Consider the following 12,546-nt stretch of genomic DNA (forward strand, 5'->3'; position numbering starts at 1 on the left):
CCCTGCTCGAACAGCTTCAGCACCTGGTCGTCCGACATCGGCTTCACAGCAGGAGCGGGAGCCTCAGGAGCCACCGCTGGGACTTCCTTGGCTCCGCCCTTGGCAACCGCCGCGTCAATATCAGCCTTGACCACACGGCCATAAGGGCCGGTGCCGATGATGCTGGCAAGGGCAAGACCTGCCTCACGGGCCAAACGTCGGGCAAGCGGTGTCGCGCGTGCTCGACCTTCACCCTCCCCCTTGTGGGGAGGGTCGGCCGGCCTTCCGGCCGAGGTGGGGGGCAGCGCGGTGGGTTCACCCCCACCCGCCCCTGCGGCGCGACCTCCCCCATCGAAGGCGGAGATGGGAGATTCGACCTTCACCGGCTCAGCACTTACACCAGTCCCATAAACCTCATCGTCGGCATAAATCCACGCAACCGGCGCGCCGACGGGAATGTCGACGCCTTCCTTGCCGGTGACGTCGCGCAGCACGCCGCTGGCCGGCGCATCGATCTCCATCGCCGCCTTGTCGGTCTCGATCTCGAACAGCACATCGCCCTTCTTGACCCGGGCGCCTTCCTCGGCGAACCAGCGCGAAATCTGTCCGGTCGCCATGTCCATGTCGACCTTGGGAAGAATGACTTCGGTCGGCATGTCTCAGCGAACCCCTTTCACGAGGTCGCGCGCGGCGCTGATGATGTCGGGAACCTGCGGCACCGTGGCTTTTTCGAGCTCCGGATTGTAGGGGATCGGCGTCTCGGCGCCGCCCAGCCGCACGATCGGCGCATCGAGATAGTCGAACGCCTCGCTCTCGGCGATCATCGCGCTAACCTCGGCGCCGATGCCCAGCGTCTTGACCGCTTCGTAGACGCACATCAGCCGCGAGGTCTTCTTGACGCTGTCGATGACGGTCTGCTTGTCCATTGGCCGGATGGTCCGGAGGTCGACGACTTCGACGTCGATACTTTCGGCTTCCAGCGCGGCGGCGGCGTCGAGCGCCTTCTGCACCATGATCGAGGTGGCGACGATGGTGAGGTCGCGGCCCTCGCGGCGGATGTCGGCCTTGCCGATCGGCACCGTGTAATAGCCTTCAGGCACCGGACCCTTCATCTTGTAGAGCAGCTTGTGCTCGAAGATCATCACCGGATCGGGATCGGCGACCGCCGCCAGGAGCATGCCCTTGGCATCATAGGGCGTCGCCGGCTGGATGACCTTCAGCCCTGGCACATGGCCAAGCCAGGCTTCCAGGCTCTGGCTGTGCTGGGCCGCCGCACCCGTGCCCGAGCCGGCGGGAAAACGCATCACCACGGGAACCGAAACCTCGCCGCCCAGCATGAAGCGCATCTTGGCCGCCTGGTTGACGATCTGCTCCATGGCGAGCGTGGCGAAATCGGAAAACTGGAACTCGAAGATCGGCCGCATGCCGGTGAGCGCGGCGCCAACGGCGACGCCCGCCCCACCCAGCTCCGAAATCGGCGTGTCGATCACCCGCTCGGTACCATAACGCTCGACCAGATCGCCGGTGACCTGGAACGCGCCGCCATAGACGCCGATATCCTCGCCCATCAGGAAGACGCGTTCGTCCATGTCCATGGCGATCGCCATGGCTTCCTGGATCGCCTGGGCGTAGCTCAGTTCACGCACCATCGCGTCCATTACGCCTGCTCCGTATACACGTAATTTCCGGTCTCGCTGACGTCAGGCGACGGGCTCGCCTTGGCGAACTCGATGCCGTCGGCGATCTCCTGCGCCACCCCATTGCGAATGGCCTCGATGCCCTTGTCGTCGATGAAGCCGAATTCGCTCAGCTCGTTCTCGAACAACGTGATCGGGTCGCGGTTCGACATCCAGTCCTCGATCTCTTCCTTGGTGCGATAGCGGTTGCGGTCGCTCTTGGAATGGCCGCGATGGCGGTAGGTCTTGGACTCGATCAGCGTCGGCCCTTCGCCGGCGCGGGCGCGCTCGACGGCCTTGTAGGATGCCTCGGCGACCTCCGAAAAGATGTTGCCGTTGACGATGACGCCCGGCATCGAATAGGCGGCGGCGCGGTCGGCGATGTTCTTGACCGCGGTCGAACGGGCTGTCGAGGTCGACATGCCGTAACCGTTGTTTTCGCAGACGAAAATGACCGGCAGCTTCCAGACCGCCGCCATGTTGAGCGCCTCGTGGAAGGCACCTTCATTGTTGGCGCCGTCGCCGAAGAAGGAGACGACGACCTTGCCGGTCTTCATCATCTTGGAGGAGAGTGCCGCGCCGACGGCGATCGGAATGCCGCCGCCGACAATGCCGTTGGCGCCGAGATTGCCCTTGGCGACATCGGCAATGTGCATCGAGCCACCACGGCCCTTGCAGTAGCCCGTGGTCTTGCCGAAGAACTCGGCGAACATGCGCTTGACCTCGGCGCCCTTGGCGATGCAGTGGCCATGGCCGCGATGGGTCGAGGTTATCTGGTCATCCTCGCCAAGCGGCATGCAGATGCCCATGGCGCTGGCTTCCTGGCCTATCGACAAATGCATGGTGCCGTGGATGAGGCCGCGCATGTAGCTCTCTTCCGCGCCCTCTTCGAAGCGGCGGATGAGGTACATCTTGTAGAGCACCTGCTTGAGCTGCTCGGCGCTGTACTGGCGATAGACGAAAGGCAGGTTGGCGCGACTGTCCGCGACGGCTTTGCTGGCTCCGGCCATGATCAGGCTCCCACGGTTCCGTAGACGAGCTTGTCCTGGCGGGCGCGCAGTTCGGCGATCTTGGAGCCCGGGGCAGGCGCCGCATTGGCATAGGTGATGAGTTCGCCCTTCTTGATCGGCGCGGTCACCGACCCGCCCTGCAGCAAACCGCAGGGAATGGCCTTGGCGGCATGCGCTTCCGGCGCCGTCATGATCCAGGCGCGGTAGCAATATTCGCCGATCGCATCGAGTTTTTCGCCCGGCTGCATGTCCTTCTTGGCCACGGCGGCGACTTCGGCCACGGGCTTGGCCAGCGGCACCATGTCGGCCTTGCCGTAGAGCACGACGCGGGCGCAGGTTAGCGGCACTTCGAGCGAGGTCAGGTGATAGGGGCGGTGGAAGGTGAAATACGGACCCTTGCCCATCTTCAGATCTTCCATGCGCTCCGAAATGCGCGGATGCGACATGTCGGCGACGACGAAGACGCCGGGCGCCACGCCCTTGCCGATAGAATAGTCGACGACGCCGACCCTGGACAGCACGCCGCCATCCTTTTCAGGCACCAGCACTTTCGAGAGCTCCTCTAGCGTCGCCGCCGGGCCGTGCATGCCGGCCTTGTCAGGCACCAGCCCGGTGGCATTGGCGATCGCCGCCATCTCGACCATGGTCTTCGAGCCGTCGACGAATTCGACCAGCATGCGCACATTCATGTGCCGGCGCCTGGCCTCTTCCTCATAAGCGGGCGGCGTGGCGTCGATGTTGAGCGGGTTGTTCTTGCCCTTGCCGGCGGCGACGATCGGATGGCCCATGGCCGAGACGAATTCGATCAGCTCCATACAGGAGGACGGCTCGTCGCCGGCGCCGAGCGAATAGGTGACGCCGAGCCGGTCGGCCTCGCTCTTCAGATAGGCGCCGATGGTGACGTCGGCCTCGACATTCATCATCACCAGGTGCTTGCCGTGTTCCATGGCGCGCAGGCCGATCTCGGCGCCGACGGCGGGAACGCCGGTCGCGTCGATGACCACGTCGATCAGCTCATTGTTGATGACCAGGCTGGCGTCGTTGGTGACCGCCACCTTGCCGGCCTCCATGGCGGCCGTCATCGCCGAGGCGTTCGACACCTCGCGCGCATGGCCGGTTTCCTGGAAGGCGATGTCCACCGCCCTGCTGGCGGCCGGCAGATTCAGTTCCGAGATCGCCCCGATCTCGATGCCGGACATATGGGCGACGCGGGTGACGATGTCGGTTCCCATCTCGCCGGAGCCGATCAGGCCGATGCGGATGGGCTTGCCCGACTTGCCGCGCTCATCGAGATCGCGGGCAAGGCCCGTCAACGAAATATTGGAAGCCATACCGCTCATTCCTCCCACATTGCAGGCTTGTTCATTCGCTTGACGGGTATTGAACATCTGTATTTCTGTCAAGACTAATGTCCAATTCCGCACGCTTTTGGAGAACTTTCCAGCACCTCCTTCCGGAGCCCTTTCCGGCGGAGAACCGGACCAGGACCGGTCGCCTCCGCACAACTCCGTGCTTTCAGGGGATCAGGCGGCCGGCGATGCGGCAGGGCCCTCGATCGACGAGGTTCACGGGGTTCTCGGCTGAGCAATGGAACGCGCGAGGATCGTCATGCGGCGACACCGCGCTCATCGCCGGGCCGATCACCCATGGCCGGGCGGCGCTATATCATCGCATCCTGCTGGCGCTGCACGATCTGCGCCACAGCATCGCCAGGCACATTGAGCTCGGTCAGCGCCTTCCCCACAACGCCCGGCCAGTCCGGAACCGGGCAGTTCTTCAAGCTGGCGAAATGATCCTTGCCCGTGAAAAAATTGCGGGTCGCGTGGAAGCCGAGTGCGCGATAGACCTCGAACTGTTCCTCGTTGAAGAACTGATCCAGGGTGGTTTGGTGCGGGAACTGCGGATACCGTCTTCGATAATCGCGGATCATGTCGCTCTCGTCGCCGCTCATGCAGGACTTGATGTAGATCAGGACACCGTGCTCGTTTCCGCCATAGTCGATACGACCGATCGCCACGTGCGGCCCTTGGAACCGCGCCTCGTCGGTCGAGGCGTTGCCAAGGCTGTCTTCGGTCGCCAGGGCATTGGAGCGACGCAGTTCGGACCATGGCAGATCTATGAGGATGCCGAGATCAATTCGCGCATAGCGCTCGACCCGGATGAGCGAGTTGAAGTCGAGCGTCGGGTCCGCTTCCGCGTCAGCAACCACGATGACCTTGCAGCGCCGTTTCAGCAGTTCATACAGGCCCAGATTGTCGAAATGGCCGCCATCTGTCAGGTAGACGTTGCTCGTCAGTTCATCGACCCTGCCAATCGCCTCCTTGGCAAAGTACCAAGGCGCGACATTGGCCAGCAATCGCCGCAGGCCGATGCGACCGCGAAGAAATCGCGGATTTGGAAGCCAGTACCCCAGGCGAACATTCAGTACGGCCAGGCTGAACGTCAGGACCCGGATCGTATTTGCGCCCATATTGGCCGACGCCGCCGCGCCGGAAATGGCCATTGCCGTGCCGAGATTGAGATTGCAGTCAGCACGCTCGAGCGAGCTCGTCGTGGCATAGCCAGTTGCCTGGCTGCCGGTGTAGATGGGACTGAAGACGAAGGAATCGGCGCTGCGGCCACGGCGACCGAGATAGGGCGATCCCTCCAGATTGACTGCGGTGTTGATGAGCAGGTACGGCGAAAACCAGACGGAATCGGCCCAGTTTCCCGGAGATCCGGGCTTGAGCGAAGTCAATTTGAACTGATCGACATCGGTCGACCGTTTTCGGGCCTGCCTGTCTTTCAGCCGTTTTCTCAAATCGGCAAGGATGTGGCTCTTTTCGGCAAGCTCGTTCCTGGCACTCTCTTTCAGCTTGTCCAGGCGCCAGAGAAACGCTCTGCTCAAGCGGTCCCGATAGTATCCGTGAAGGGAATTCGCGTTCGGCGTCACCAGCAGCGACAGGAAGATGAGCACGCCGGCCAGAACCGCATAGCTCGTCCTGGTGCCTCCAATGACTGTATCTCCAGCGCCGATCCCCGCGTAGGAAAGCCCCAGATAGATGCACCACAGCAATATCGGCACGACCATAGCCAGACAGTAGAGCAGTATCTTTGAGGCGAGATGCCTGGCCGTTCCGGTCCACGAATCGTCGCCCTTCGAGGCCGCCGCTACGGCAATCAGCTTGTTGCCAAAGGCAGCAAGGGCCGCCGACATGCCGGCAAGCGTGGCCCAGAGCCCTTTGAGAGACGTTGGGGCGTGGATCAGGATGCAGCCGACCCAGTTGATCTCGGAACAATCTTTTGGCGCCTTGGCCGCATCGAAGAAGCCCGCCAGGACATAGGCCTGAAACTCGAAGAAGGCGATAAGCAGGCAGACGAGGAAGAAGAGCGCAAAGATCCTGCTGGCCATTTCTCGCTCGACAAGCGTCGTCACGCGGTCGGTCCGGCTGGAAGGCCGAAAGGCAAATATCGAATAGCCGATCTGGACGAGTCCCAGGACCACTGCCATCAGGATCGACCAATAAAACACGTTCCCTGAATTCTGGGTCAGCCTGTGAAGAATGGGGAGCCGCAGCGACGTTTCGGTCGGATTGATCAGGATGGTCAACCAGGCGAGCGTCAATAGCGCGGCCAGGAAGATCATCGCGTTGATCAGCAGCCCACGCATCACCACCACGAGGCCGACGACGACGTCGATCGTTCCCTTCGGCGCCAGATAGTTGGAATAGTCCCGGATGTGCTGCGTCTCGAGGGTTTCAGGACCGCCGAGCGTGCTTGTGAACGGAAACTCGCCATTGGTCTGCATCAGCCCGGCGACCAGCGACGTGCCAATGTAGCCGCCTCCGGAAACCGTCGACATGTAGTCGATATTCTCGAACACATTCGGCCGGTCCTTTTCCGTGATGGACTCCAGCGCCTGCAGCACCCCCATGCAAAATGCCGCTGAACGAATGCCACCGCCCGAGCACGCCAGACCAGTCAGGTCGCGGTCCGTCTTGACCACGGGATAGAGGTTGCCGCGTTCGTCTTCTTTGTCCGCCCCTGCCACATTGACTTGGGCGGAGGGCTTGGCGGCTGGCCCCTTCACGGTCTCAATGTCCGGCGCGCGTCTGGCCGCAACCAGTTCCCGGCGCCGTGTGACAACCGAGGCCTCGGCGGTCATAACCTCATAGAACGAGATGGGCGAAGCTTCCTCGGTATCGCGGGGCATGGCACTCTCGGCGCGCAGGATTGCGCTACGGTTGCACAAGATGCTCCTAAAACACGACGAATGACATGGCGCGATGGCGCTATCGCGTCCTTGCCCCCTCTGTTGGCGGCATACTATCCGGCGACGGGAAAATCGTGGAAATGCACGGTCACCCCCTCCGCGTCGATGAAGATCACGGCATAGGCGGGCGGCTCGTGACCCAGGCTCCAGCTCCGCGAAAAATCGAGCGCGGTCTGATGGTTGGTGCTGCGCAGCGTGCTGACGGGAATCCCGCGCCAGCTGCCGGCGATCGGCCGATGGACGTGGCCGGCGAAGATGTGACGGACATTGCCGTGTCGCGACAGGACGTCATGGAACGCATCGGCGTCGGCAAGCCTGACCTCGTCGAGGTCAGGCATGTGTATCCGAAACGGCGGGTGGTGCATGAACAGGAAGACCGGCCGGGCCCCCGCCTCTTGCAGCCGTTCATCGAGCCAGTCGAGCCGCGCGGCGCACAGCCTGCCCTCGACATGGCCGCTGTCCAGCGTGTCGAGCAGGATCAGCCGGCCCTCGCTGCCATCGAACACGCTCTGCACGAACCCTTGGTCGGCCGGAGCGTCGGGAAACATTTCAAGGAAGAGCGCCCGGTCGTCATGATTGCCGAGCATCAGCCGGCAGGGCGGCGAAAACTGCGCCAGCCTGTCGCGCAACGCCACATAGGCCGCCCGCTCGCCATCATTGGTCAGGTCGCCTGAGATCACCACCAGTTCGGCATCGGCGTGGTTCTTGCCGATGTCGGCAAGGCAGGCCTCCAGCCTTGCCAGCGGATCGGAGCCGTAGAGGCGGCCACCCGGCGTCATCAGATGCGGATCGGAGAGCTGGATGATTTTCATGGACCTGACCGTACCCTTCCCGCCGGCGCGCTTGGCGCCAGCCAGAAAACGCAACGCCTCGATTGCACCTCTACTGTGCCGTCCAGCCACCGTCCATCGGCAAGGTCGTGCCGGTGATCTGCCTGGCCGCATCCGAGCACAGGAACAGCGTCAGCGCGGCAAGTTCCTCGACGGTGACGAATTCCTTCGTCGGCTGCGCGGCCAGAAGCACGTCATGCTTGACCTGTTCCTCGGTCATGCCGCGCGCCTTCATCGTGTCGGGGATCTGCTTCTCCACCAGCGGCGTCCAGACGTAGCCGGGCGCGATGGCGTTGACGGTGATGCCGTCCTGCGCCACTTCCAGCGCCACCGTCTTGGTCAACCCTGCAATGCCGTGCTTGGCCGAGACATAGGCCGACTTGAACGGCGAGGCGACCAGCGCGTGCGCCGACGCCGTGTTGATGATGCGGCCCCATTTGCGCGCCTTCATGCCCGGCACCGCCGCCTTGATGGCATAGAAGGCCGCCAGAAGATTGATGCGGATGATGGCTTCCCATTTGTCGTCGGGAAATTCCTCGATCGGCGCGACATGCTGGATGCCGGCATTGTTGACCAGGATGTCGAGGCTGCCGAACGCCGCTTCGGCGTCATGCACCATGGCGCTCACCGCCGCACCATCCATCATGTTGGCGTCGGAGTAGCGGCACCTGACGCCGTAATCCCTCTCGATGCCCGCGCGCTCCTGCTCGATGGCCGCGGGATCGCCAAGACCATTGATGGTGACGTTGGCGCCATCGGCGGCGAAGGCGCGGGCGATGGCCAGGCCGATACCGCTGGTCGAGCCGGTGACGAGGGCATTCTTCGAAGACAGGGAACCCATGGTGATCTCACGAGAGGAGGGAGGGGAATGAGAGCATATAATTGTGCGTCGCAACATGACAATGACAGAGCCATGTGTCGGTGCGATTACAGGCTGACGACAGCGCCGGCACGGCCTCGCCCGCTGCGAAAACCACGGTCGTTTGGCTGACACGGCAATGTCATGGTGCCGTGCAACATAATCGGTTGCGCATTCGCGCGGTCATTCCTGAACCAAATTCATCCGACTAAACCTTGGGGGTGCAGCTTGGAAATCGCCGATGTCGTGAAGCGCGCCTATGCGATGCCGCTGACCAACCCGTCCTTCCCGCCCGGTCCCTACCGTTTCTTCGATCGCGAATACATCATCATCACCTATCGCACCACGCGCGAGGCGCTGGAGGCCGTCGTGCCGGCGCCGCTGGAGATCGACGAGCCGCTGGTCAAGTACGAATTCATCCGCATGCCCGACTCGACCGGCTTCGGCGACTACACCGAGACCGGCCAGATCATCCCGGTGAAGTACAAGGGCCAGCATGGCGGCTACGTCCATTCCATGTATCTCGACGACGACGCCCCTATCGCCGGCGGCCGCGAATTGTGGGGCTTTCCGAAGAAACTGGCCAATCCCAAGATCGTCCATGAAGGCGAGGTGATCGTCGGCACGCTGCATTATGGCAGCGTCCTGTGCGCCACCGGCACGATGGGTTACAAGCACCGGGAAGCCGATCACGATTCCGTGCTCGCCGCGCTCGCCGCGCCCAATTTCCTGATCAAGATCATCCCGCATGTCGACGGCGGCCCGCGCATCTGCGAGCTGGTGCGCTACTACCTCACCGACATCACGCTGAAGGAAGCCTGGACGGCGCCCGCGGCACTCGACCTGCGGCCCCATGTCATGGCCGACGTGGCGAAGCTGCCGGTGCTCGACATCGTATCCGCCGTCCATTTCAAGGCCGATTTGACGCTTGGGTTGGGCGAGGTCGTCCACGACTATCTCGCCGATCACAGCCGGCTCGCAACCAGCACAACCCAGCCGGAGAAAATTCGTGCTTGAACGCCATCGAAACAAGGAAGCCGCCGCCACGATCGCGGAAATATCGGCGCAGTATGACCGCATCGCTTTGGTGTTCCAGGGCGGCGGCGCACTTGGCGCCTACCAGGCCGGCGTCTACCAGGCGCTGGCCGATGCCGGCTGCGAGCCGAGCTGGCTGTCGGGCGTGTCGATCGGCGCCATCAACGCCTCGATCATCGCCGGCAACGAGTCCAGCCGCCGCCTGCAGCGGCTCGAACAGTTCTGGCAGACCATCTCGGGCCGCAAGGTCTGGGCCTATACGCCCGAAGGCGACATCTACCGCGACATCCGCAACCGTACCTCGTCGTGGATGACCATGGCCATGGGCCAGCCCGGCTTCTTCAAGCCGCGCAATCCCAACCCCTGGTTCGAGCAGCCGGGCGCCGAGGGCGCCACCAGCTTCTACGATACTGCCGAATTGAAGAACACGCTGGAGAGCCTGATCGACTTCGACATCCTCAACGACGGCAAGAAGCGGCTGAGCGTCGGCGCGGTCAACGTCCGCACCGGCAACTTCGTCTATTTCGACACCGAGAAGGTTCGCATCGGGCCGGAGCACATCATGGCCAGCGGTGCGCTGCCGCCGGCCTTTCCGTCGGTCCGCATCGAAGGCGAGTACTATTGGGACGGCGGCATCGTCTCCAACACGCCGCTGCAATATCTGCTCGACCAGGAAGAGGACCGTTCGTCGCTGGTGTTCCAGGTCGACCTGTTCAGCGCCCGCGGCGTGCTGCCGCGCAGCATGCCGGACGTGCTGTCGCGCCACAAGGACATCATGTATTCCAGCCGCACGCGCCAGAACACCGACAATTTCAAGCGCATCCATGGCCTGAAGATGCGCCTGCTCGATGCGCTGAAGCGCGTCCCCAAGGAACAGCTGACGCCGGCGGAAGAAGCGCTGATCGCCGATTATTCGGATGCCGGCCTGGTCAACATCGTCCACCTGATCTACCAGCACAAGGGCTATGAAGGTCACGCCAAGGACTACGAATTCTCCGGCACCTCGATGCGCGAGCATTGGGAGACCGGCCTGGAAGACACGCAACGCACCTTGCGCCATCGCAAATGGCTGACCATGCCGACCAATGCCGACGGCGTCACCATCCACGATCTGCACCGCGAAGACCCGACCTGAAATCGATGGGCTGGCGTAGGCCGCGACACGTTCTCGATCCCTGAGACCCAAAAAGAAAACGGCGCCGCAAGCGGCGCCGTTTTTGCGTGGTGGACTGCGCCCGCTCAGAACAGCTGGCGGAAGATGATGAACAGCGTGAAGGCCAGCGCGATCGAGCAGGGCAGGGTCAATACCCAGGCGAGCAGCAGGTTGCGCACCGTCGACCATTGCAGGCCCGAGCCGTTGGCGGCCATCGTCCCGGCGACGCCCGACGACAGCACATGCGTTGTCGACACAGGCAGGCCGAGCCGGTCCGCCATGCCGATGGTCACCATCGCCACGAGTTCGGCCGCGGCACCCTGGCCATAGGTCAGGTGGCTTTTGCCGATCTTCTCGCCGACGGTGACGACGATGCGTTTCCAGCCGACCATGGTGCCGAGACCCAGCGCCAGCGCCACCGCGATCTTCACCCAGAGCGGGATGAACTTCGTCGCATTGTCGACGGCCTTGTGGTAGTCGGTCACCGCCTTGAGATCGGCGGCCTGCATCGGCAGCAGCTGCTTCTTGTCGATCAGCTTGAGCGCCTCGCCGATCAGATAGATGTCGTTGCGGGCGTTGCTGACGAGATCGGTCGGCACGTTGTCGACCGAGGCATAGGGCTGCAGTCCAGCCGTCGTGTCGTGGATATAGGTCTGCAGCGCGACCGTTGTCTTGTCGCTCCAGCTCCGGGTGCGCACGGCATCCTGGACGGCTGCCTTGGCATCCTTGGCATCCGTGACTGTGACGCCGGGCTTCGCATATTTGCCAAGCGCCGTTTCGACATTGGCCGAAGCCGACTTGTAGGCTTCGAGATAGTTGATGTCGGGCGTGCGGTTCAGCGCATAGGCGGTCGGCATCACGCCGATCAGGATCAGCATGATCAGGCCCATGCCCTTCTGCCCGTCATTGGAACCGTGCGCGAAGCTGACGCCGGTGCAGGTGAAGATCAGCAGGGCGCGGATCCACCAGGGCGGCGGGGCATTACCCTTCGGTGCCTCGTAGAGCGCCGGATTGCGCACCAGAAGCTTCATGGCATAGAGCAAGATGGCGGCAGCGAAGAAGCCGATGATCGGCGACACCAGCAAGGTCACGCCAACATTGGTCGCCTGCGACCAGTCGACGCCGCTAGTGGCGCTGCCGGACGGCGCCATGAACTGGTTGGCGAGGCCTACGCCAATGATCGAGCCGACCATCGTGTGCGAGCTCGAGGCCGGCAGGCCGAGGAACCAGGTCCCGAGGTTCCACAGGATCGCCGCGACCAGCAACGCGAACACCATGGCAAAGCCGGAGGAGGAGCCGACCTGCAGGATCAGCTCGACCGGCAGCAGCGACAGGATGCCGAAGGCGACCGCGCCGCTGGAGGTGAGGACGCCGAGGAAGTTGAAGACGCCCGACCACATGACGGCGAATTCGGCCGGCAGGGAGCGCGTGTAGATGACGGTCGCCACCGCATTGGCGGTATCGTGAAAGCCGTTGACGAATTCAAAGCCGAGCGCGATCAGCAAGGCGATGCCGAGCAGGATCCACGGCACTGTCTTGGCAACCGCCAGATCCTGGCTGAGCGCGTAGCCGACATAGACCACGCCGACCAGCACCAGCACGCCAAAGGCCGGCAGAAACCACCTCGCGCCGCCCGAACCGTGCAGCGGATGATCGGGTCTCGGAATGCCCGCCTCACTGGAAACTATGTCCACCATGTCCCACTCCTATTGCATCGCAGCAAAGAACTGGGAACGACGCTATGTCCGCACG

Annotated in this window: 10 protein-coding genes; 2 read left to right on the forward strand and 8 right to left on the reverse strand. The window is 63.1% G+C overall.

Annotated features, from left to right (window positions below; all coding sequences use genetic code 11):
- From QQK95_RS09685 to QQK95_RS09715, 7 genes are all read right to left on the reverse strand, one after another.
- Positions 1–635, reverse strand: a 635-nt coding sequence (locus tag QQK95_RS09685) for a biotin/lipoyl-containing protein (RefSeq protein ID WP_284271481.1), incomplete at its 3' end; no start/stop codon positions are given.
- 3 nt (positions 636–638) lie between these two features.
- A complete protein-coding gene (locus tag QQK95_RS09690; RefSeq protein WP_284271482.1) occupies positions 639–1,637 on the reverse strand; it encodes an alpha-ketoacid dehydrogenase subunit beta in 999 nt (332 codons plus the stop codon).
- Positions 1,637–2,665, reverse strand: coding sequence for a thiamine pyrophosphate-dependent dehydrogenase E1 component subunit alpha (locus QQK95_RS09695; RefSeq protein WP_284271483.1), 1,029 nt, complete (start codon positions 2,663–2,665; stop codon positions 1,637–1,639). The genes QQK95_RS09690 and QQK95_RS09695 overlap by 1 nt, the downstream gene beginning before the upstream one ends.
- A 2-nt stretch (positions 2,666–2,667) precedes the next feature.
- A complete protein-coding gene (locus QQK95_RS09700; RefSeq protein ID WP_284271484.1) occupies positions 2,668–3,996 on the reverse strand; it encodes an NAD(P)H-dependent oxidoreductase in 1,329 nt (442 codons plus the stop codon).
- Between the two features lie 329 nt (positions 3,997–4,325).
- Entirely contained in the window at positions 4,326–6,857 is a 2,532-nt protein-coding gene (locus QQK95_RS09705; protein WP_284271486.1) for a patatin-like phospholipase family protein, read from the reverse strand.
- A gap of 113 nt (positions 6,858–6,970) precedes the next feature.
- The gene (locus QQK95_RS09710; protein ID WP_284271488.1) at positions 6,971–7,729 is read right to left on the reverse strand and encodes a phosphodiesterase; all 759 of its coding nucleotides are present in this window, start codon (positions 7,727–7,729) and stop codon (positions 6,971–6,973) included.
- Positions 7,730–7,799: 70 nt separating this feature from the next.
- Positions 7,800–8,588, reverse strand: a complete 789-nt coding sequence (locus tag QQK95_RS09715; RefSeq protein WP_284271490.1) for a 3-hydroxybutyrate dehydrogenase — start codon at positions 8,586–8,588, stop codon at positions 7,800–7,802.
- A gap of 246 nt (positions 8,589–8,834) precedes the next feature.
- Between QQK95_RS09715 and QQK95_RS09720 the strand changes: the two genes are divergently transcribed.
- Both QQK95_RS09720 and QQK95_RS09725 read left to right on the forward strand, forming a co-directional pair.
- Positions 8,835–9,623: an acetoacetate decarboxylase gene (locus QQK95_RS09720; protein WP_284271492.1), complete on the forward strand. Its 789-nt coding sequence runs from the start codon at positions 8,835–8,837 to the stop codon at positions 9,621–9,623.
- Complete coding sequence (locus QQK95_RS09725) at positions 9,616–10,776, forward strand: patatin-like phospholipase family protein (RefSeq protein WP_284271493.1); 1,161 nt, start codon at positions 9,616–9,618, stop codon at positions 10,774–10,776. The genes QQK95_RS09720 and QQK95_RS09725 overlap by 8 nt, the downstream gene beginning before the upstream one ends.
- Before the next feature lie 104 nt (positions 10,777–10,880).
- Here the strand turns inward: QQK95_RS09725 and QQK95_RS09730 are convergent, their stop codons facing one another.
- Positions 10,881–12,491 carry an inorganic phosphate transporter gene (locus QQK95_RS09730; protein ID WP_284271495.1) on the reverse strand — a complete coding sequence of 537 codons (1,611 nt, stop codon included), beginning with the start codon at positions 12,489–12,491 and terminating at the stop codon, positions 10,881–10,883.
- Positions 12,492–12,546 lie beyond the last annotated feature (55 nt).

Origin of the sequence: Mesorhizobium huakuii (genome assembly GCF_030160235.1) — a bacterium.
Lineage (GTDB): Bacteria > Pseudomonadota > Alphaproteobacteria > Rhizobiales > Rhizobiaceae > Mesorhizobium > Mesorhizobium huakuii.

What these genes read in the sequence shown, in the direction of transcription:
- QQK95_RS09695 (WP_284271483.1), bottom strand. Translation starts at nt 2,665, where the DNA reads ATGGCCGGAGCCAGCAAAGCCGTCGCGGACAGTCGCGCCAACCTGCCT.
- QQK95_RS09710 (WP_284271488.1), bottom strand. Translation starts at nt 7,729, where the DNA reads ATGAAAATCATCCAGCTCTCCGATCCGCATCTGATGACGCCGGGTGGC.
- QQK95_RS09730 (WP_284271495.1), bottom strand. Translation starts at nt 12,491, where the DNA reads ATGGTGGACATAGTTTCCAGTGAGGCGGGCATTCCGAGACCCGATCAT.
- QQK95_RS09715 (WP_284271490.1), bottom strand. Translation starts at nt 8,588, where the DNA reads ATGGGTTCCCTGTCTTCGAAGAATGCCCTCGTCACCGGCTCGACCAGC.
- QQK95_RS09690 (WP_284271482.1), bottom strand. Translation starts at nt 1,637, where the DNA reads ATGGACGCGATGGTGCGTGAACTGAGCTACGCCCAGGCGATCCAGGAA.
- QQK95_RS09705 (WP_284271486.1), bottom strand. Translation starts at nt 6,857, where the DNA reads ATGCCCCGCGATACCGAGGAAGCTTCGCCCATCTCGTTCTATGAGGTT.
- QQK95_RS09700 (WP_284271484.1), bottom strand. Translation starts at nt 3,996, where the DNA reads ATGGCTTCCAATATTTCGTTGACGGGCCTTGCCCGCGATCTCGATGAG.